General features: G+C 32.7%; 23 protein-coding genes. 15 read left to right on the forward strand and 8 right to left on the reverse strand.

The features are described 5' to 3' along the window. Positions 1 to 20 precede the first annotated feature (20 nt). Complete coding sequence (locus QZU83_RS03885; RefSeq protein WP_295609823.1) at positions 21 to 227, reverse strand: histone family protein; 207 nt, start codon at positions 225 to 227, stop codon at positions 21 to 23. 212 nt (positions 228 to 439) lie between these two features. On the opposite strand from QZU83_RS03885, the gene hisG reads away from it, so the two are divergent. Genes hisG through pyrB form a run of 3 tightly spaced genes read left to right on the forward strand, consistent with a single transcriptional unit; the run spans position 440 to position 2731 of the window. Beyond that, positions 440 to 1300 carry an ATP phosphoribosyltransferase gene (gene hisG, locus QZU83_RS03890; protein ID WP_295609825.1) on the forward strand — a complete coding sequence of 287 codons (861 nt, stop codon included), beginning with the start codon at positions 440 to 442 and terminating at the stop codon, positions 1298 to 1300. Continuing rightward, positions 1297 to 1803 carry a flavodoxin domain-containing protein gene (locus tag QZU83_RS03895; protein ID WP_295609827.1) on the forward strand — a complete coding sequence of 169 codons (507 nt, stop codon included), beginning with the start codon at positions 1297 to 1299 and terminating at the stop codon, positions 1801 to 1803. Before hisG ends, QZU83_RS03895 begins: the two co-directional genes overlap by 4 nt. Beyond that, complete coding sequence (gene pyrB / locus QZU83_RS03900; protein WP_295609828.1) at positions 1796 to 2731, forward strand: aspartate carbamoyltransferase; 936 nt, start codon at positions 1796 to 1798, stop codon at positions 2729 to 2731. Before QZU83_RS03895 ends, pyrB begins: the two co-directional genes overlap by 8 nt. On the opposite strand, the gene QZU83_RS03905 is transcribed toward pyrB, so the two are convergent. Both QZU83_RS03905 and QZU83_RS03910 read right to left on the reverse strand, forming a co-directional pair. Further along, entirely contained in the window at positions 2724 to 3896 is a 1173-nt protein-coding gene (locus QZU83_RS03905; RefSeq protein WP_295609830.1) for a Cdc6/Cdc18 family protein, read from the reverse strand. The two genes, pyrB and QZU83_RS03905, sit on opposite strands and share 8 nt — an antisense overlap. 639 nt (positions 3897 to 4535) lie before the next feature. Continuing rightward, on the reverse strand, positions 4536 to 5009 hold the full coding sequence (locus QZU83_RS03910; RefSeq protein ID WP_295609832.1) for a DUF2299 domain-containing protein: 474 nt from the start codon (positions 5007 to 5009) through the stop codon (positions 4536 to 4538). A gap of 67 nt (positions 5010 to 5076) precedes the next feature. Here QZU83_RS03910 and QZU83_RS03915 point away from each other — a divergent pair, with 67 nt between their 5' ends. Continuing rightward, positions 5077 to 6054, forward strand: a complete 978-nt coding sequence (locus QZU83_RS03915; RefSeq protein ID WP_295609833.1) for a cobalamin biosynthesis protein — start codon at positions 5077 to 5079, stop codon at positions 6052 to 6054. Next, a complete protein-coding gene (locus QZU83_RS03920; RefSeq protein ID WP_295609834.1) occupies positions 6051 to 7058 on the forward strand; it encodes a cobalt-precorrin 5A hydrolase in 1008 nt (335 codons plus the stop codon). Before QZU83_RS03915 ends, QZU83_RS03920 begins: the two co-directional genes overlap by 4 nt. 24 nt (positions 7059 to 7082) lie before the next feature. Here QZU83_RS03920 and QZU83_RS03925 read toward each other — a convergent pair whose 3' ends face one another. Then, on the reverse strand, positions 7083 to 7331 hold the full coding sequence (locus QZU83_RS03925; protein ID WP_295609835.1) for a UPF0147 family protein: 249 nt from the start codon (positions 7329 to 7331) through the stop codon (positions 7083 to 7085). Between the two features lie 144 nt (positions 7332 to 7475). Between QZU83_RS03925 and QZU83_RS03930 the strand changes: the two genes are divergently transcribed. Then, on the forward strand, positions 7476 to 7643 hold the full coding sequence (locus tag QZU83_RS03930; RefSeq protein WP_295609837.1) for a Met repressor: 168 nt from the start codon (positions 7476 to 7478) through the stop codon (positions 7641 to 7643). Here the strand turns inward: QZU83_RS03930 and QZU83_RS03935 are convergent. Continuing rightward, entirely contained in the window at positions 7640 to 8227 is a 588-nt protein-coding gene (locus QZU83_RS03935; protein ID WP_295609839.1) for a class II aldolase/adducin family protein, read from the reverse strand. The genes QZU83_RS03930 and QZU83_RS03935 overlap by 4 nt on opposite strands. A gap of 9 nt (positions 8228 to 8236) precedes the next feature. Then, positions 8237 to 9997, reverse strand: coding sequence for a DNA-directed DNA polymerase II small subunit (locus QZU83_RS03940; RefSeq protein ID WP_295609840.1), 1761 nt, complete (start codon positions 9995 to 9997; stop codon positions 8237 to 8239). Between the two features lie 188 nt (positions 9998 to 10185). On the opposite strand from QZU83_RS03940, the gene QZU83_RS03945 reads away from it, so the two are divergent. The 4 genes from QZU83_RS03945 to QZU83_RS03960 are packed head-to-tail and all read left to right on the forward strand — an operon-like array spanning position 10186 to position 13674. Further along, positions 10186 to 10683 carry a hypothetical protein gene (locus QZU83_RS03945; protein ID WP_295609842.1) on the forward strand — a complete coding sequence of 166 codons (498 nt, stop codon included), beginning with the start codon at positions 10186 to 10188 and terminating at the stop codon, positions 10681 to 10683. 12 nt (positions 10684 to 10695) lie between these two features. Beyond that, on the forward strand, positions 10696 to 11769 hold the full coding sequence (gene cobJ / locus QZU83_RS03950; RefSeq protein ID WP_295609844.1) for a precorrin-3B C(17)-methyltransferase: 1074 nt from the start codon (positions 10696 to 10698) through the stop codon (positions 11767 to 11769). A gap of 10 nt (positions 11770 to 11779) precedes the next feature. Then, the gene (locus QZU83_RS03955; RefSeq protein ID WP_295609845.1) at positions 11780 to 12376 is read left to right on the forward strand and encodes a potassium channel family protein; all 597 of its coding nucleotides are present in this window, start codon (positions 11780 to 11782) and stop codon (positions 12374 to 12376) included. A 26-nt stretch (positions 12377 to 12402) separates the two neighbouring features. After that, the gene (locus tag QZU83_RS03960; protein ID WP_295609847.1) at positions 12403 to 13674 is read left to right on the forward strand and encodes a magnesium transporter; all 1272 of its coding nucleotides are present in this window, start codon (positions 12403 to 12405) and stop codon (positions 13672 to 13674) included. Here the strand turns inward: QZU83_RS03960 and QZU83_RS03965 are convergent. Beyond that, positions 13671 to 14540 carry a hypothetical protein gene (locus QZU83_RS03965; RefSeq protein ID WP_295609848.1) on the reverse strand — a complete coding sequence of 290 codons (870 nt, stop codon included), beginning with the start codon at positions 14538 to 14540 and terminating at the stop codon, positions 13671 to 13673. The genes QZU83_RS03960 and QZU83_RS03965 overlap by 4 nt on opposite strands. Then, complete coding sequence (locus tag QZU83_RS03970; protein ID WP_295609850.1) at positions 14527 to 15471, reverse strand: hypothetical protein; 945 nt, start codon at positions 15469 to 15471, stop codon at positions 14527 to 14529. The genes QZU83_RS03965 and QZU83_RS03970 overlap by 14 nt, the downstream gene beginning before the upstream one ends. 169 nt (positions 15472 to 15640) lie before the next feature. On the opposite strand from QZU83_RS03970, the gene QZU83_RS03975 reads away from it, so the two are divergent. The 5 genes from QZU83_RS03975 (at position 15641) to amrS (ending at position 19829) form a co-directional block, all read left to right on the forward strand. Beyond that, complete coding sequence (locus tag QZU83_RS03975) at positions 15641 to 16039, forward strand: Zn-ribbon domain-containing OB-fold protein (protein ID WP_295609851.1); 399 nt, start codon at positions 15641 to 15643, stop codon at positions 16037 to 16039. Beyond that, positions 16011 to 16925: a sirohydrochlorin nickelochelatase gene (gene cfbA / locus QZU83_RS03980; protein WP_295609853.1), complete on the forward strand. Its 915-nt coding sequence runs from the start codon at positions 16011 to 16013 to the stop codon at positions 16923 to 16925. Before QZU83_RS03975 ends, cfbA (QZU83_RS03980) begins: the two co-directional genes overlap by 29 nt. 96 nt (positions 16926 to 17021) lie before the next feature. Further along, complete coding sequence (cfbA, locus tag QZU83_RS03985; RefSeq protein WP_295609855.1) at positions 17022 to 17519, forward strand: sirohydrochlorin nickelochelatase; 498 nt, start codon at positions 17022 to 17024, stop codon at positions 17517 to 17519. Between the two features lie 524 nt (positions 17520 to 18043). Then, positions 18044 to 18970, forward strand: coding sequence for a thiamine-phosphate kinase (gene thiL / locus QZU83_RS03990; RefSeq protein WP_295609856.1), 927 nt, complete (start codon positions 18044 to 18046; stop codon positions 18968 to 18970). Continuing rightward, complete coding sequence (amrS, locus tag QZU83_RS03995) at positions 18957 to 19829, forward strand: AmmeMemoRadiSam system radical SAM enzyme (RefSeq protein ID WP_295609858.1); 873 nt, start codon at positions 18957 to 18959, stop codon at positions 19827 to 19829. Before thiL ends, amrS begins: the two co-directional genes overlap by 14 nt. Positions 19830 to 19891: the final 62 nt, after the last annotated feature.

A 19891-nucleotide genomic window follows, 5' to 3' on the forward strand; every position in this document is an offset into this window, starting at 1 on the left:
AAAAAGTTAAAAACTTAAATCTATAAGTTTTTAATAGCTAATTTAATATCATCAGCTTTAACAGTTTTACGTTTTGCAACTTTAGCAACTTTGTTAGCTTCTTTAGCAACATCACGAGCAACTTCTTCTAAGTATGCAGCTAATTCTTCTTTAGCATCTTCGCTAACTCTTTCTGCACCAGATTCTTTAATGATTCTAGCAATAGGAGCTTTTGGTATTTCAGACATACTTTTCACCTCACTATAAGTTTATTAAAACTTATTATTAATTGAGTTAATAATAAGCTATTATGACTATTGTAATGACTTAATATTTAAATATTTTGCAAAAAATAGCCTTTAAACAAAAATTAGAATACTAATAATTAAAAGTAATACTTAAAAGTATTTAACAAATGATTAATAATATAATATAGGTAAAAAAAATTTTGAGTGAAATGATGAAAATAAAAATTGCTGTTCCTTCAAAGGGAAGAATAAGTGAACCTTCCATAAACATTCTGGAAAAGGCAGGTTTAGGATTAATTGATAAAAACAACAGAAAATTAATTTCAAAGACTTTCAATGAAGATATAGAAGTCATGTTTGCAAGAGCATCCGATATTCCTGAATTTGTAAACGATGGAGTTGCAGATATGGGAATAACCGGTGTTGACTTGATACAGGAAAATGAAGCTGATGTCGAAGAGCTTCTGGATTTGAGATTTGGACAGACAAAACTTGTTCTCGCAGCTCCCGAAGATTCCGAAGTGAATTCAGTTAAAGACATCACAGAAGATATGAAGGTGGCTACTGAATTTCCGGTATTGACAAAAAAATATTTGGAAAAAAATGGTTTGGACTTAAAGATTGTCAAACTGAGCGGATCTACAGAAGCGGCACCTTTCATTGGAATAGCCGATTTAATTACAGACCTGACAAGCACCGGAACAACATTGAAAATGAATCATCTCGAAATTATTGATACAATTCTTGAAAGCACAATAAAAATCATAGCAAACAAGGACAGCTTAAAGGACAAGAAGGAACTGATAGAAGCAGTTACCACAAGCATCAGGGGTGTTCTTGATGCCGACAGGAAAAAACTGATTATGATGAACGTAAAAAGTGTCGACCTGGACAAAGTAAAGGAAGTAATGCCTTCAATGGGAGGTCTGACAATATCAGAGGTATTGTCCAGTGAAAAAACCGTGGCAGTTCAGGCTGTTATAGACGAAAAACAGGTATTTGAGCTTGTCAACGACCTAAGAAACGCCGGCGCAAAAGACATTCTTGTTGTGCCAATAGAAAGAATAATATGAAAATTGCAATAATATACTCCACATCAAGCAGAACAACAAAAAAAGCATGCAAAATATTATCAAGCAAAATAAATGCCAGTGTTCAGCTGATACCTATAGAAAAGGCAAAAACCGCATGTCTTCTGAAATACAATTATATCATACTTGCAGGTTCGGCCTATAACGGAAAGGTACAGAGCACTCTTAAAAGATACATTTCAAGAAATATGAAAACATTGAAAGAAAAACCTATAGCACTGGTATTGAATTGTGAAGAAGGAATAGACACAAAAGACAGGTTGAACAAGACATTTACCGAAGAACTGGTAAACACTTCACAGATTAATTCGAACTTCGGATATGAATTAAATCCCGACGAAGGAAATTTCATTGAAAAAAGGAAAATAAATAACATGATCGATGACTATAAAAAAAATGGAAAGGAGCTTCCCATGCTAAACATGGATGAAATCGATAAATTTGCCGATTATATTAATAACATGATTAATAAAAGGGTTGATTAAAATTTTTAAACTGAAAAACATAATTTCAATAAAGGATTTTGAAAGAGAAGATATTGAATACATCTTGGATGAAGCATCAAAACTGGAAGACGTTGCCAAATCAAAAGAAATATCTGAGGAATTGAAGGGTAAGCTACTTGGTTTGATGTTTTTTGAACCTTCAACAAGAACAAAAATATCATTTGAAACTGCAATGAAGCGTTTGGGAGGAGAATGCATAGGATTTGAAAACAGCGGATCAAGTTCTGTTTCCAAAGGTGAAAGTATTGCAGATACTGCAAAAATGTTTGAAGGCTATAGTGACGCTTTGGTAATCAGGCATGAGCTTGAAGGCGTATCCAAATTCATTTCTGATATTGTTGATGTTCCCGTTATTAATGCCGGTGACGGTGCAGGCCAGCACCCTACACAGACATTGCTTGATTTATACACAATCAAAAAAGAGATTGGTGATATTGACAATTTAAAAATAGCTTTAATAGGTGATTTGAAATTTGGCCGTACCGTGCACTCACTGTCAAATGCATTAGGATTATTCAATAATGTTAAAATTTATCTTGTGTCTCCTCCTGAGCTCAAAATGCCTCAGGAAGTTCTCCATGACATCAACAAAACCAACATTACCTGGCAGGAAGTCGATTCCATTGAAAAAATTATCGATGACGTTGATGTGCTGTATGTAACAAGAATCCAAAAAGAGCGCTTTGGAGATATTAATGATTATTTAAAAATAAAAGGTGCTTATATCGTGAACAAAAAAATGCTTGAAGGCAAGGATTTGATTGTAATGCATCCCTTACCTAGAATTGATGAAATCGCCACTGATGTCGATAACACAAAATACAACAAATACTTCACTCAGGCAGCAAATGCCGTTCCTGTAAGAATGGCAATCTTAAAAACATTAATAAAAAACAACCCTAAATAGTGTAAAGGGTTGTTTCAAGTAATGTTTCATCACATTGAAGCTTGATAATATTTGTTCTTCCTTTTCCACGACCGCGTGAAATTGTGTTAGTTGAAATTATACCCAATAATTCAAGTTCATTGATAAAGTCAAAGATTCTTCTGTAGGTTACTGCATCCTTTTTTGAGATTTCCTTGTACTCATCATATAATTTTCCGGAAGATATCTCTTCACCCTGTTTTGTTAAGTTTAAGATAGCTTCTAAAACCCTTTGCTGTTGTAGTGGTAATGTGGAAATAATTTCAATGACTTTGTTGTGTTCAATAGTATCTTTAGCTTTTCTTACATGTTCACTGGTAACCTTTTCTGATTCTTCATCAAAGGCCAGTTCACCTGCACTTTTAAGTAAATCAAGAGCGTATCTAGCATCACCCTCTTCTTTTGCAGCCATTGCGGAGCATAATGGAATTACATCATCATCCAAAACGCCTTCCTTGAAGGACAATTCTGCCCTTTCAGAGAGGATATCAGACAACTGATCTGCACCATAAGGAGGGAAAACAATCTCTTTATCATTTAAACTGCTTTTTACTCTGGCCTTAATCAGATTCTTAAAGTCCAAATAATTACTGATACATAAAACAGAAACATTGTCAGTTCTGGTTAATGTGTATAATATTCCGTCACCGTCCTTGTCAAGCAATATGTCGATTTCGTCCAAAATAACAATCAGCTGCAGCTTTTTGCCGTAGGTATTTCTTAATCTGAAGGTATCTCTAAATGTATTTACAACTTCAGCCTTGGTCCATCCACGATTAGGAACTGTACGTCCAAGCCTGTTACAAATTTCGGCAATTACCTGATATTCTGTAGTAAAATCAGTGCATCTGATATGTTCAACCTTTACAAAAACTTTCTTCTTATTTGCAATTTCAATCAGCTGTTCACGGGCAAACTTAGATGCGGCAGTTTTACCGGTTCCTGTTTTTCCATAAAGAGTAACATTTGAAGGGGTTACATCGCTTAATACATCAACCCAATATCTAGCAATCTGTTTTATTTGATCTTCACGGTGAACTAATTTATCAGGTAAATATCTGTGATCTAAGGGTTCTTTATCTTTAAATATGCTTGCAGATGAAAGTTTATCCCAGTCATTTTCCAATTCTTCAAAAACATTTGACATTATAGCCACCACATAAATTTAATAAAAAATTAATTAGTATAATTTCCAGTGTTAATAATATTTTGTACCTAATAAATAAAGGTTTTTATTACTATTTTAGAAAAAGTTAATAAAAATGGATGAAACTCGAAAAATAAAACTTCTTAAAATTATTAAAAATCAAAATAAATACCATAAAATCAATATTTAATTATTTAAACAAATTTAAATATATATTTTCAAAATAAACCTTTTTAAATCAATTTAAATTTAAAATATGAAATAAGACTATTTCCAATATAAAATAACAATTTCAAGTGTAAAAATCAGGAAAAAAGGATAAAAATAAGCCCTCAGATGGCTTGAATAAGACAATTTTTGAAAAAATTATCATGATTTATAATCCAGACAGAGAGGTCCGTTTCAAGTGTATATAATTTCATGCGAAAAGCAAAATTGAAGACATGTATTTCAAGTGTAACGAAAATGGAAATTAAAGATGAAAGTGTAAAATCATATTAAAAACATTATTTACATACTCAAATCGCAAAAACAAAGAAAAATAAGAGAGATAAATTTCAAGTGTTTACAGTTGAAATATACCCCTTCAGTCTTAATATACCTTCGTAAACGTTTCAGTTGAAATGCACCTCTCCCTCTCTAAATGAACATATCATTTTCATTGGTAGGTGCTGGAAGGGATCCGAATTTTTTGTCGATTAACCAGATGCAATGTAGTTTTGATTTGAAAACCCTTTTCATGGTTCTAATCATCATGTCTTTGGTTAATCCATCTTCAAATATTTGTTCTGTAATGACAAACTGCTGCAATATATCATTGTTTACCTGAAGTTCAAAATCAACAAGAAATGTGTTCAAGCCAAAGTTCAAATCCAAAATAAACTCTTTTTTAGTCCTGATGTCAGCTGATTGCATTAAGTTCTTATGTTGTGGAGCTACCTGAGTAGCGCATGCAATAATAAGGGAGTCCTTACCTTTTGGTTTTACAATGTCCATTATGTTTTCCTTAGGAAACTCAGCTATAAAATGAAAATCTGCATTTTCATCATATTTCATTTCTCTTAACAAATCTTCATCAAGCAACCATTTTTTAACTTGTTCTTCGATATTCATAATATCATCATTTATTTTTTAATTAAATAATAAAATATTTATTTTTTTATTATATATATTATAAAGTATGATTGAATTGTTTTATTTTATTTCTTTAGCATTGTTGCTTTCACTTGCAATAGACGTTGTATTCGGTGAACTTCCAACCAGAATACATCCTGTTGTTATTATGGGTTCAATCATTGGTTTTTTTAAAAACATTTTTATCAAAATTAGAAATAGAATTTCAGGACTGCTTTTGGTACTGTTCACATCAGTAGTTATTATTATATTAATTTATATTATATTATTTATTTGTTCATTTAATGAACTGTTATTGTTCATTGTGTTTTCAGTGTTGCTGTCATCGACATTTTCAGTAAATATGCTTTTAAAAACAGCTGTTGACGTTAAAACAGATCTTGATGAGAGTATTGAAAAGGCAAGAAAGTCAGTTTCATATCTTGTCAGCAGGGATACGGAAGAACTTACGGAAAGTTTCATTGTTTCGGCAGTTATAGAAAGTCTGACTGAAAACATAACAGATTCATTCATAGCTCCCATATTTTACTATTCAATATTCGGAATAATTATTATGATTAATCATTTTGACAATCAGATATTTTACCTGCTTGTGATACCTATGCTGTACAGGATGTTCAACACTCTCGATGCAATGGTCGGCTACCAGACTGATGAGCTTAATGATATAGGTTTTGTTCCCGCTAAAACTGATGATGTTTTAAATTACATCCCATCAAGGATAGCAGGCATCTATGTTGTCATTTCCGCTTATTTGCTTAAGTTGGATGGTAAAAACAGCTTTAAAATAATGATGAGGGATGCAAGGGAATGTCCGTCTCCAAACTCAGGATATACAATGGCAACAACAGCAGGAGCATTGAATATACAGCTGATTAAAAAGGATACATATGTTCTTGGAGACGCCAACAAAAAGATTGATAAGGACGATATTACAAAGGCTGTTAACCTGTCAAGAATGACAATAATATTATTTACTTTGACAGTATTGATATTATTAACATTGGTGAATGTGATATTATGAAAGTAGCGATTGTTTCTGTATCGGATAAGGGAAAAAATTTAGCAATATCAATTAAGGAAAAATTGAACAATGATTCAACAATAATTAAAGCTGATCTGTTTCATAAGAACGTTAAAAAATATTTGAAAATCGCTTTTTATGAATATGATGCTGTTATTGCTGTAATGGCAAGTGGCATCTTAATCAGGTCAATCGCACCATACATTGAATCAAAAACTTCAGATCCTGCAGTATTAAACATTGATGATAATGGAAACTTTGTAATATCAACATTATCTGGGCATTTGGGTGGTGCAAACAGCTTAACAAATAAAATCGCTGAATTAATTGGTGCAACACCTGTAATCACAACTTCTAGTGACATTAACAACAGGTTGGGAATTGATGTGCTTGCAAGGGATTTGTATTTGTCAATCGACAGGCCCAGGGAAATTTTATTTTTCAACAAGGCAATTCTGGAAGGTCATGAAATTACATTGACATCAAAATCAAAAAAGGAATATCTGATTGAATATTTAAGAAACAATACACTTGAAATTGATGTTTGCTTTAATTATTCAGACGATGTGGATGATGATGAAATCAGGGTTAGTTTAGATGGTCATGAACTTATTTTAAAGGAAAAGAAAATGGTTGTGGGAATAGGCTGCAGACGTGGCAAGGAATGTGAAAAGATTTATGAAGGGTTAATGAAATCCCTCAATGACATTAACATTGACAAATCAAGAATCAATCGCTTAGCATCAGCTGAAATCAAAAAGGATGAAAAAGGAATATTGGAATTGTCAGAAAAATTAGACATTCCCGTCAGCTTTATTGAAATTGAAAAATTAAAGCTATTCGAGTCAAATGATGTGCAAAAATCAGACTTTGTAAAATCAAAATTTGGAATCTATGGTGTTTGTGAGCCTTCAGCATTGATAATGGCAGGTTTTGATTCGAAATTGATATATAAAAAGACATCCTATGATGGTGTAACCATAGCTATCGCTGTTTCAAAATGAATATAAAAGAAAAAAAGAGTTAAATTAGATAGATTCTAATTTAGAGAGAACTTCCCAAATTAAAGTTCTTGCATGTACAGGGATGTTTGGATCATTACTGATTTCATCTAATTTTCCCAAAACAGTACTTATTCTTACGGATTGGTCCTGTTCTTCATCTTTTAATAAGTCGTTAGATTCACTTGCTGCTTCTCGAATGTTACGAGGTACAGTATTGTTTTCTGAAATATATTCAAGAATCTGACATACTTCCTCTATAGTTTGATTACTCATAAAAATCTCCCTCCAAAAATATAATTAAAAACAAGTTAAAATTATTAATTTATATATTTGTTTCTATACACTTTAAATATTTTTTGGTAAATCATGGATTTGTAATTAGAAAAATATATATTAAATTAAATTGAATTATTATACATGTCAGACGTAAGCAAAACAACTATAAATTTACCTAAGGATTTGAAAAAAGAATTAAAAAAAATAGCAATTGACGAAGATACCTCATTATCCGGATTAATCATTAAAATGATTGAAGAAGGAATGTCAAAAAGAAATAAAAATGATGTTGTTTCAGGTGAAGATTAAATTTCATCTTCAACTGAATTTAACATTAAACTTATAAATTGAGTTTTAGCACTTTCTTCAATAAAAATAGCTAAAGATTCTGCTTCTTTTAAATTTTCACCAACACAGATTACTCCATGTTTTTTTAGTACAAGTACATCACTGTTTCCAATGTTTTCACTGGCTTTTAATGCAAGTTCGTCTGTTCCAGGTTTTTCATAGTCGATTTCCGGCAGATACTGATTTTTTATTTCTCCAAAGCCTTCCAGCCTTCTAATTTTTTTATTTGAAAATGAAAACCCTGTGGCATATGGGGAATGGGTATGTACAATTCCGTTAATGTCGGGTCTTTTTTTATAAATTTCAAGATGCATGTTTATTTCGGATGAAGGCCTGCCGCTTGTCAACGGGTTTCCATCCAAATCAACCAGCACAATATCTTCCTGTTTTAAATTTGCTAGTGATGTCATTGTTGGAGTAATGGCAACTATATCTCCATTTGCGCTTTCAATTCTTTTGCTTATGTTTCCGGATTTACCTGAAACCAAACCTTTGTTAAAAATATTATTTCCTACATTGATAATTTCTTCAACATTTTTTTTCATAAAATCACTCTATAAAAATTTGAAATGTTTATATTTTCCTTTATGTATAACAGGCACTTCAGCAGGTGTCGGTTCGATATTGTGGATTTTCTGGAAGCTTGTTTGAGTCTGGAATGTACCTGAATTAATCAAATGAATACCATTGAATCTTCTGTAGGAATTCACGTGAATATGTCCTGTGTGGAAAATGTCGGGAACCTCATCGATGACAAGATAATCTTCAAGTTCTGAAGCCAATGGTGTTCGCTCACCGTATATAGGTGCTAAATGTCGTTTTTTAAGTAACTCTTCCATTAGATAGTCACTTTTTTCATAGGTAAAATCTTTAACGGCCATAACCAAATCGTCAAAACTGCGTCCGTGATAAATCAGGACATTAATGCCGTCTAGGGAAACTACTCCCGGATTTGAAATGAATTCAACATTATCAAGTTCATACAGTGCCTTTGCATATTCTTCAGGAACTGCAGGCTGCGGTTCAGCAACTCTTGATGCATCGTGGTTTCCAGGAGCAATGATAATTTTGATGTCGCTTCTGATGTTTCCTAAAAATCTGGCGGCCTCATTATACTGTTCTGTGATGTCTTTTATAACAAGCTCCTGATCCTGATTTGGATAAACACCAATTCCATCTACAATATCTCCTCCAATGATGAGATATTTAACGTCTTCAGCTACTCTTCTTTGCTCTTCAGTACCATAATCACAGTTTATCCAATCTATAAATCTTGAAAATGCATCTTCAAGGAATGTTAAACTGCCTATATGGACATCTGATAAAAAGACGATTCCGAAGTCCATATTTTTATCTGGAACTCTTAAAACACCAGGATATATAATCTGCTGGCCAAATGCGAATCCCCTGTCATCACTCTTGTTTGCAATAACGCCAACAACCTCATCCCTTACGAGCTTTTCGGCTTCCGCAAACAATTCCTCATTGTTTTGTGAAAACAGAATGGAAATATTTCCGGTATCATCTTCAAATTCTACTATTTTATGTCCGTTTTTACTTGATCTTATTTCACGAACCATTAAAATCAATGTTAAGCTATCCTGTGAATCGTCTATATCGGCAATTTTTGTATAATTTCTGAGTTCAGGTCTTTTAGAGAGGATATTTTCTAGTTTTTCATATCTGCTTTTAAAGTATGAAATCAGGTTTTCAAGCTCTCCGCTGGTGTATGATTTTTTACTGGTGTCCTGAATAATTTTAAAGTCATATTCGACATTTGTTTTTTGAAGATTACGCTTGAACTGAATCTTTTCATCCTTTACTGTTTCTGTCGCTTCGACAATCTCTTGATTGATATATTTTTCAGGCTTGTCTGAATCTTTTTTCAGATTTTCAATTGAAGTTTCTTTAACTTTTGCTTCTGGTGTTTCTGTTTCAGGTTTTTCAATTGAAGTTTCTTTAGCTTTCAGTTCTGGTTGCGGTATTTTGGTTTCTTGTTTGTCATCTGAAAATGTTTTAGGTGTTGTTTTTGTTTTGTTTTCTTCAATTTTCTGTTCTGTTTCAGTTTTAACATCGTCGATCAATGTTTTCTGATTGGTGGTGTCTGCTTTTTTAACATTACCTGTAATTTCATCAACGGTTTCTCCGCTAACAGAAACCAAATCTTTTGAGGAAAACTTATCACCTTTTAACTTAACTATTAAAGAAGATGCAAAATCTAGCGGGTTTTCTGCATTAATAACTTTATCATATGCTTCAGGTGATAGGTTGATTCCCTTTTTTGCAAATTTTAATAGAATTTTATTAGCTGACATACTGTTTAAAATTTTTATTTTTTATCTTAATTAAACTTTGAGAATTTTTGTTTGCAATATTTATTTTTCCCCATAGATTTAATATTTAAATTTGATTTTTATAGGTATCTTTATTATATATTAAAAACTAAATTTAAATCATTATAGTATATTGTTATTTAATAACAAAAATATTGATTGTGATAAAAATGGCGAATAAATTTGTTAGAATTATTTTAATAATTATATTATTTGTTGTATTTTTCGAATTAGGTCTTTTTGGCTCATACACCATTGTTACAGCTGAAGCGCCAAATGTTCAGGGATTAATAGAAATGCAGATTTCGAAGATATCCAGTTTTTTTAGTCCGGAAAAAGTCAACGATGTTTTAGTTAAAGACCCAACCCCTGTTACAATCATTAATAAGAAAGAGATAGCGCTTGAACTGGAAGACATGTCGAAGGTTGATGGAATCAACTATGACTCAATCAATGTAACAACCACTGAAGACACTGATGAAAAGAACTTCAACGTTACAATTGAGGCATTGGGTTATGCATCACCGAATTCCACTTCAGGTCAGATAATCATCAATCAGAATCCTTCATATAAGATTATTGCAAAAGGAATAGCTTCATATAAAGGAACAGGGTTAAGGGTAGATGAAAAATCAGTTACAATAAATTCTGTATTAAAACTATACTAAAGAGGATATAATATGATTAATGTAATTGGAATTGGTCAGAATAGAGATAATATGACTTTAGGGGCTGTTAGAGCCATCGAAGAGTCTGATGTAATTATCGGTTATAAAAAATACATTGAGCAGATTGAAGATTTGATAGCCGATAAGGAAATTGTCAAAAAGGGTATGGGCGATGAAATAGCCAGAGCCGAATTTGCTATTCAAAAAAGTTTAGAAGGCCAAACTGTTTCATTAATCAGTTCCGGAGATCCCGGCGTCTTTGGAATGGCAAACGTATTGTATCAAATAGTCAGCAAGTATGAGAATGTTGAAATAAAAGTTTATCCAGGTGTTTCTGCACTGAATTATGCATCCAGCCATTTGGGTGCTCCATTGCATGATTTTGCAGCAATCAGCTTAAGCAACATCCTGACCCCTTTATCTGAAATAGAAAAGAAATTGAGGTTTGCCCTTGAAGCCAATCTAATTGTAGCTATTTATAATCCATTGAGTAAGACCCGAAAAGAGCCTTTCAAAATATTCAGGGAATCTGTAATTGATATTAAAGGTGAAGATGCATTAATAGGTATTGTAGATAGTACTTTTACTCCTCCAAGGGAAACCATAGTTGAAGTTAAGGACTTGACTGAAGAGCTGGTAAACATGTCCTGTACACTAATTGTAGGCAATGACTTGACCTATGTTCAGGACGGAAAGCTTGTAACACCTAGAGGATACGTAATAAGATCTAAAATCCATCCTTTATCACAAGATCATTATGAAAAATTCATAAACGGCGAGATTCCACATGGACCTAACCGTGAATGTGACTATTATCCATGCCACTATGAAGGCCAATACTGTGATTTCTGCTATTGTCCGTTCTATCCGTGCGGTGATTCTTCAACCGGAGGAGAATGGATTAAAGGCAAAAACGTTTGGAACTGCAAGGAATGCATGTGGTTGCATGAAAAAGACGCAGTTGAATGTTTAAGGCCGCCTTTGGAAAATATTCTAGAAGATGTGGAAGATTTGAAGGCTAAGAAAAAAACTTTATTGAAGCTTAGAAGAGCATGTTTATTGAAAACTGACCCAAACAATCTTTAGGTGAATTTAATTGACAATCAAAAACTTATTAATTGAAATGAAAAATATGTCGGAGTTAATGGTTGATTTAGCTTACTCGGCTGTTTTATTCAACAGTAAAACTGCTGCTGAAGAAGTTATCACATTAGAAAATCAAGTTAACACGATGAATTATGAAATTAAGAAAGAATCGTTAGTTGCAGCCAGATCTTATGAAGATGCTGAAAAGTTAACAGCTTTAATTGAAATTGCTGAAGCTGCAGAAAGTATTGCTAATGCTGCAAAAGATTTAGCAGATTTAGTTATAAAAGGTTTTAAACCACATCCAGTATTTAAAATGGTTATGGAAGAATCAGATAAAAGTATTGTTAGAGTTGTAGTTGATGAATCTTCCGAATTGGCCAATAATACTTTAGGAGATTTACTTTTAGTAAATCGTACTGGTATGAAAGTAATTGCAATTAGGAGAGGTGTATCCTGGATTTACGGTCCGGATAAGAGAACCACTCTATTGCCAGAAGACACATTAATTTTAAAAGGAACTGACGAAGGTGCAGATTTGCTTGAAAAGCTTGCAGCCGGAACATGTTCTTTTGAAGATATTCCAGAAGAATTAGAAGATGAATAAAGAAGTGATAAAAATGATAGTAGGTAGTGATATTTGTGAAAGACAACCAGAAGAGGATTCGCAGTTCACTATCGAAATCAGCCTTTTCGGAATTTTATGAACTTCATAAAAGTTCCATAAAAGAAGGCTTAATTGCTCTTTTGATATGTGCGGTTGGAGATTTAATAGCCGGTATCATATTAGGTAAGATGACTTTTTTCCTTGAAGCATTTCCCGGTCTTTTGGTTGTTATTCCTGGAGCCATTGGAATGAGGGGAAACATTTTTGGATCATTTGCTTCAAGATTGTCAACAAACCTGCACATTGGTATAATATCTCCGGAATTTGAGTTTTCAGAGCAATTGAATTATAATATTTTTGCCTCATTTGTTTTGACATTAGTCTTATCCATATTTTTAGGCATTGTAGGTAAGATATTCTGTATTTTACTGCATTATCCTTCAATGGACTTAATTGACTTTATTTTGATTTGTACATTGGCGGGCATAATTTCCAACATAATCATGCTTCCAATAACAATGTTTGTTTCATTTAAAAGTTTTGAACATGGATGGGATCCGGATAACATCACAAGCCCGATTATAGCAGCATTCGGTGATTTATTCACATTGCCGGCTATCATCGTATCAATACTTATTTTAAATATTCTGAATGTTAATTTCATTGTAAAGGATGTTATACTTGCCATAATTTTAATTGGGGTTTTAATTGGCTTTGTTCACTGTTATAAATTATCATATGAGACAAAAACAATTTTGAAACAGTCAACACCAATATTGCTTGCATGTTCCTTTTTGGGAGGTTCAGCAGGTGGAATTTTAAACAGTTCTGTTGAAACATTGCTTACCAATCCAAGTCTGCTCACATTACTGCCGCTGTTTTCAGGGGAATGCGGAAGCCTGATAAGTATTTTAGGCGCCAAACTATCTTCAGGTCTTCACTCCGGTTTGGTTGAACCGCTGAGAATACCTAAAGGAAATACAATCCACAATTTTATAATCAGCTTTATTTTAGCTATTGTTGTATTCCCGTTCATAGGATTTTTAGCAGAATCCTCATCAATTATTCTTAAAACAGCAGGAGTCGGATTTTTAAACATATTGCTGATAAGTACCATTGCAGGAATTATTCTTGTTACAATTATGGTATTTTTGGTATATTACATTTCAACAATTTCCTACAACAAGAATCTGGATCCGGACAATATTGTAATTCCAATTTCAACAAGTATCACAGATTCAATTTCAAGTTTAACATTGATTTCTGTTTCATTAATAGTTTTAGGCATGTTAATCTAATACCATGCCTTTAAAATGAAATTGCAAGTGTTTTCTCTAAAATAATCATAATTTAAATCATGCATCTTAAAATTTTTAGGAACACTGACGAGTACCGCCTTTACATGGGGCTTGTTGAAGTGAATGAATACCACGGCACTGGAATCGTCATAAAAACTGATTTTATCGTTCAAATATATTTTATCCGAACCGGGATTTTGCCAATATCTTTGCTTGACAACCCTTGTAGTATCAATGATATATTTTAAATCTTTACTTTGCTCCGAGTCTATTAACAGATAGTAATCTGATTTTTTCAGGTTCACGGGAAATATTTTAAAGTAATTGCAGCTGTGCCTGTCCTGTGAATGCTTGTGGTTGCATTTGCCTTCATATTGGAAATCTTTAATGACAAATTTTTTATAAAAATCACATTTGACCAATCTGTTGGCTGAAAAAATGTCACCTTTTTCGTTGCTGTCTCCAATTTTTACACTTGAAATACTACTCTCCTGAGGAACAAGCTCCATTGAGGTCTTAATTTTTGAGCTGAACAGTTTTTTGTCAACCAGATTTTTATAGTTGTTTTTAAGTGCGATAAATTTTGAAAATGAAATGCTGTTTGAAATGGTTTTACCCTCTTCGTTTATTATCGCAAGACCTGGCATTCCCCTGCCGTATTTTTCCCAATTGTCGGGCACTCCTGGATTATTGACTAGATTATCCGCCATTTCTGAAATTAAAATTTCTGTATTTTCTGTTTCTTCTGATGTGATAGCCCTGTTTGTCAATAATTCGGAATAATTGAGCACAATTCCGCTAATCATCAGTGTTATTATCAATACTATAGCTATTTCAATTACTAAATTTCCCCTATTGTCCATCATCTTTATCCAACCCGTATTTTTTTCTGTGGGAACTGTCTAAAATTAAGCTGTTAATGTCAAACTTGTCGATTTTCTCACCCGTATAATGGTCATGGAAAACCACATGGTCGGAACAGGAAATCGAATCGTTCGTAAGTGGTGTGTGTGTCTGAATGAACACCTCAAAGCCATAATGGGGGCACGTTCCCTTGCCTTCCAGTCTGCATAGATAACAGCTTCCGTCCCTGCTTTCATGGAAATAGCCTTTTTTCAGGCAATCTTTCAAAACTCCCGGATCTCCATGATGGATGTAAGGGTCATAGGGACATTTTTTAATAGTCAATGGAGAGGTTGCAAATGCATATGAAAAGGGAGAGTCCAGGTTTCTGAGTTTGAGATATCTTGTAAGCGCATTTTTGTAATTGATCTTATCTCCTTCGATAAATATTCCGGAGGCGACTGACAGCTTTGCAACCGGCAGCGGGTCTCTAAGCCCCTCAACGGAAACGTTTTTTTCAATAATTTTATAAAATCTGTTGGAGTTCTTTTTCATGTTTAGCTTTACTTTAAACAGTACCTTCCAGGGGTCATCCGTCGGCTCAACAGACAACACCTCAGATGAAATTTTCATGCCATATTTCTCTTCGAATTCCTCATTTTTTTTAGCTAATTTCTTATTCAAGTTCTTTTTGATTTGGTCTTCACTATCTAAGAGTTTCAATGTTTTATAAACTTTATTGCACGCATCCTCTATTGAATCTCTTCCCAAAACCTCCAGATTATTTGAATAGTCATCTACAATATATTTGAAATTGTCATTTTCACCAGAGTCAATATTTTCGTTTTCAATATAATTTAAGGTTGTAAAAACAAAAATTGCAATCAGCAACAATGTTGTTATCAAAATGACAGCCGTACCAAGTATTAGATTTCCATTTGAATCGATTTTCATTATTAAAAATTTAACTTAAATTTATAAATTTATTTTTGAAGTGCGACTTTATGTTTTTTCATAAAAGTATTAAAAATCTTAAAAAAACGCAAAATAAGTAATAAAAAAAATACTTTTTTATATTACTAGATTTATAACTATACATATTGAAAATATATGGAGGATTTACATGTCAGATACTGTAAGAACATGGCGTCATATTCAACAAAGATATAATCTTATAGGTTCTAAATGTACCACCTGTGGAGAACTGTTCTTCCCGTCCAGGGTAGTTTGTCCTAACTGCAGGAGAAAAGGTAATCTTGAACCGTTCCAATTCAGTGGAAAAGGTAAAATTCACACATTTTCAATAATCAGGTCAGCTCCTGACGATTTCAAAAAAGCAGCTCCTTATGCAGTAGCTGTTATTGAACTTGAAGAAGGTGCTAAATTAACATCCCAACTTGTAGATTGTGATGTTGACGATATTGAAATTGGTGACGATGTAGAAATGGTATTTAGAAAAATCAGAGAGGATGGAAAAGACGGAGTTATATCCTATGGATACAAATTCAAAGTTATCAAATAATACTGCTGTCATTCTCGTAAGTCATGGAAGTACCTTGCCTTACGCAGAGGAAGTATTTACAGAAATCAAAGAAAAATTTATCAAAAAATCAGGATTAGCAACTGAAATAGGATACATGAAAGTATCAGAGCCTACAATAGCAGGTGCCGTTGAAATATTAAAGGAACAGGTCGATGATTTGGACAGAATCATTGCGCTTCCTGTATTTTTGGCTCCGGGTATTCACACCAATATTGATATTCCTCAGCTATTGGGTCTTGAACCTTTGGAAGTTGATCCGAGATGTCCTGATGGAAATTACCCGCCAGAACATTATTTGTCAATAGCAGACGACGTTGATTTCGATGGCGAGATTGAACTGTTAAGTTCAATCGGACCTCGCGATGAACTTTTGGATATAATTGATAAAAGAATTAATGAAGCTCTTGATGATTCAAAATTAGACGATGATGCAAAAACCGGAATTTTGCTTGTAACCCACGGTTCAAGGCTGAATTACAATAAGGAATTTGCAACTGAATTATATAATAAATTTGAAAAAACCTGCGAATTACCGTCAAGTTTCGGCTTTATGGAATTGTGCGGCCCAAGCATTCCTGAATCCATTAATAAATTAGTGGATGAGAATGATTTGGAAAGATTGGTAGTTGTTCCTGTGTTTATAGCTCCTGGAATGCACACCACTCATGATATTCCACATATTTTAGGATTTTTGGAAGACCATGAACATGAACATTCACACAACCACGGCCACGACCATGGACATGACCACACTCATGACCTGACTCCTGTTGAGTTTGATGGTGAAATCCTATATCCTGAGCCTATCAAGGCGGATGATATATTGATAGATATTCTGGTTTCAATGGTAGATGAAAAATTATAGTTTTTCATATATTTTTTTGAAAAATTTTGATTTCAAGATAACTTAAAAGAATTTAACTTAAAATTTAATTATAATCATATTAACGGATGATAAAACATGTCTGATAAAAAAACAGGAATCTTACTTTTAAGCCACGGTTCAAGACTTGACGATGGTGAAGAAGTAATTAAAGCTTATAAAGAAATGTATGCTGAAGAATTTCCAGAAATGCCTGTTGAATATGGATTTATGGAAATCAGAAAACCGGGCATTCCGGAAACAATCAAAAAATTAACTTCAGAAAACGATTTGGAAAAAATTATTGTTGTACCCGTATTTGTAGCTCACGGACTTCACACAAAAAGGGATATTCCGAAATTACTTGGAGTTGAAAGCGATTTTGATGAAGAATCAATATCCGGTCATCATCACCACCATCACGGACACGATGACCACGACCATGACCACCACGGTCACGGACATCATCATCACCACCATCATGACCATGATGACGAAAAAATTGAATTTGATGGTGAAATCGTATTGACAGATCCTTTAGGAATCGATACACGTCTATACGAAATTATTAAAGATAGAATTTCAGATAATTTATAGCAGAAATTCTTTTTTCAGATTTGAATTATATTAATTCATTTCTATTATTTTTTTTATATCTTACTGTTTTAACATCAAATGCTGTTTTTTTATTATAATTATTATATTAATAAGATCAAATAATTTCTGCCTATACTCATTTTTTTAAAAGTTATATTATAATTACCAAAAAATATACATTTTCTTTAAATTGTTTAATATTTTAGTGTGGAATATTTCTTTGTTTCAGGTGAAAAATCTCATCCTAAAAGTTAATGGAAAACATGAATTTCAAAGTTAACTTCAAGAACAGTGGATTTTCAGCTTTTAAAATAATCAAAATAAGTCAAATTTGTTATTTTTATTGGATATGCGGGTGATAAGACATATGAGGCTGCAAGCAAATCTGTAACTTTAACAGTCAAATAGTGAGATTTTATCTCTCACTATAAATTCTTTTTTTTTATTTTACCTATTTTTGCTCTTCAAACATTTTTTTTTAAAATTCTTAAAATTTATTAATTCTTAAGTAGATACTAATATTCATGACCTTAAAAGTCTCAGATATTGGTGAGAAAGAATTAGTTAGATACATAATTGCCAATTCAAATGATATAATTCCGGATGATACTGCCATTACTCAATTAAAGGATTCTAATTTGATTTCAACTTGTGACATGTTGATTCAATCCAGACATTTTCCCAAAAACATGTCTTATTTTGAGATGGGGTTCAAATCTGTCACCGTCAATGTCAGTGATCTTGCAGCAATGGGGGCGAACCCATTGGGATTTTTACTTTCCATTGCAATACCGAAGGATTTGCCTATTGACTCATTCAAACAAATCATAAAAGGTGTTGTTGATGCATGCAATTTTTATTCCATTCCATTAATCGGTGGAGATACAAATGAAGCATCTGAAATTATTATTTCAGGAACTGCATTAGGATTATGTGATAAGCCATTGATGAAAGATACATATGAAATAGATGACTTATTGGTTATTACAGGCGATATTGGTCATGCCGCATTAGGCTTAAATTTAGAATTAGGTGACAATATTTATGTAAATAAGGTACTAAAGCCAATAGCAAGACTAAATGAGGGCATTTTAATTAGTCAGGCGGGCGCAACTTCAGCAACAGACATCACTGATGGCCTTGCAAGTGAATTATATGAAATAAAAAAAGACGGCTTCGGATTTATAATTTATGAGGGAATGCTTGATATAACGGATGAGTACAAACAATTAACATCTAAATTAGGTCTTAATTATCTAGACTTAATACTTCATGTTGGTGAAGACTTTGAACTGCTTTTTACAATATCAGAATATAATTTAAAAAAATTAAGCATTGATTATAAGGTCATCGGCAAAGTTACAGATTCGGATAAAATAGAACTAATATTAGAAAATGGATTTTCAGAAGAAATAAAGAACAAAGGTTATGAGCATTATGTTAGTGAATAGCAATCTTTACAAGAAAAGCTCAAAATCACAAAAGATTAGATGTGAAATTTGCGCAAATTACTGTAAAATAGCTGAAGGTCATTTTGGAGTTTGTAGACAACATAAAAACGTCAACGGGGAGTTGTTTGATGAATCATATGGTATTGTTTCATCATTAAGTCCTGATCCTATTGAAAAAAAGCCACTTCATAACTTCATGCCTCATACTTTTACATATTCAATTGGCGGTTTTGGATGCAACATGACCTGTTTGCATTGTCAGAACTATACTATTTCACAAGAGTATGATAAGAATTCACGTTCAATTAAAATTAACCCAAAAACCATTGTAGATAATGCAATTCGCTATGGCTGCAAGTCGATTGCCTGGACATATAATGAACCTACGATACATTTGCCTTTTAATAAGGAAACTTCTCTTTTAGCGCAAAAGAATAATCTGAAAGTAATTTATGTGAGTAACGGATACTTTTCACAACAATCAATAAATGAAATTTTAGGTTTTGTCGATGCATTCAACATAGATTTAAAATCAATGTCAAAAGATTTCTATAAAAAAGTCTGTGGCGCAGATTTGGATGTTGTATTGGACAATTTAAGGAGAATACATATCGAAGGAAAACATTTGGAAATTACAAACTTAATTTTAAATGATTATAATGATTCTGTTGAGGAAATAAGTCAATTATGTGATTTTGTAGTAGATGAACTGTCTGCTGATGTTCCTCTTCACTTTTCAAGAGCTTTTCCATATTATAAAATGAACGATATTTCACCTACAAATCCTGAAATATTGTATAAGGCTAAAGAAATCGCACTCAATAAAGGAATTAAAAATGTTTATCTAGGAAATATTTAATAGTCTTTTTTTAATAAAAATTTTCACGATACACTAATTATTTTCGAAATAGCGGTGCAAGT

The sequence above is a fragment of the uncultured Methanobrevibacter sp. genome, assembly GCF_902771435.1.
Lineage (GTDB): Archaea > Methanobacteriota > Methanobacteria > Methanobacteriales > Methanobacteriaceae > Methanocatella.

Coding starts and splice junctions, on each gene's coding strand:
- QZU83_RS03885 (WP_295609823.1), bottom strand. CDS start 227: ATGTCTGAAATACCAAAAGCTCCTATTGCTAGAATCATTAAAGAATCT.
- hisG (WP_295609825.1), top strand. CDS start 440: ATGAAAATAAAAATTGCTGTTCCTTCAAAGGGAAGAATAAGTGAACCT.
- QZU83_RS03895 (WP_295609827.1), top strand. CDS start 1,297: ATGAAAATTGCAATAATATACTCCACATCAAGCAGAACAACAAAAAAA.
- QZU83_RS03905 (WP_295609830.1), bottom strand. CDS start 3,896: ATGTCAAATGTTTTTGAAGAATTGGAAAATGACTGGGATAAACTTTCA.
- QZU83_RS03910 (WP_295609832.1), bottom strand. CDS start 5,009: ATGAATATCGAAGAACAAGTTAAAAAATGGTTGCTTGATGAAGATTTG.
- QZU83_RS03915 (WP_295609833.1), top strand. CDS start 5,077: ATGATTGAATTGTTTTATTTTATTTCTTTAGCATTGTTGCTTTCACTT.
- QZU83_RS03920 (WP_295609834.1), top strand. CDS start 6,051: ATGAAAGTAGCGATTGTTTCTGTATCGGATAAGGGAAAAAATTTAGCA.
- QZU83_RS03925 (WP_295609835.1), bottom strand. CDS start 7,331: ATGAGTAATCAAACTATAGAGGAAGTATGTCAGATTCTTGAATATATT.
- QZU83_RS03930 (WP_295609837.1), top strand. CDS start 7,476: ATGTCAGACGTAAGCAAAACAACTATAAATTTACCTAAGGATTTGAAA.
- QZU83_RS03935 (WP_295609839.1), bottom strand. CDS start 8,227: ATGAAAAAAAATGTTGAAGAAATTATCAATGTAGGAAATAATATTTTT.
- QZU83_RS03940 (WP_295609840.1), bottom strand. CDS start 9,997: ATGTCAGCTAATAAAATTCTATTAAAATTTGCAAAAAAGGGAATCAAC.
- QZU83_RS03945 (WP_295609842.1), top strand. CDS start 10,186: ATGGCGAATAAATTTGTTAGAATTATTTTAATAATTATATTATTTGTT.
- cobJ (WP_295609844.1), top strand. CDS start 10,696: ATGATTAATGTAATTGGAATTGGTCAGAATAGAGATAATATGACTTTA.
- QZU83_RS03965 (WP_295609848.1), bottom strand. CDS start 14,540: ATGATGGACAATAGGGGAAATTTAGTAATTGAAATAGCTATAGTATTG.
- QZU83_RS03970 (WP_295609850.1), bottom strand. CDS start 15,471: ATGAAAATCGATTCAAATGGAAATCTAATACTTGGTACGGCTGTCATT.
- QZU83_RS03975 (WP_295609851.1), top strand. CDS start 15,641: ATGTCAGATACTGTAAGAACATGGCGTCATATTCAACAAAGATATAAT.
- cfbA (WP_295609853.1), top strand. CDS start 16,011: ATGGATACAAATTCAAAGTTATCAAATAATACTGCTGTCATTCTCGTA.
- cfbA (WP_295609855.1), top strand. CDS start 17,022: ATGTCTGATAAAAAAACAGGAATCTTACTTTTAAGCCACGGTTCAAGA.
- thiL (WP_295609856.1), top strand. CDS start 18,044: ATGACCTTAAAAGTCTCAGATATTGGTGAGAAAGAATTAGTTAGATAC.
- amrS (WP_295609858.1), top strand. CDS start 18,957: ATGTTAGTGAATAGCAATCTTTACAAGAAAAGCTCAAAATCACAAAAG.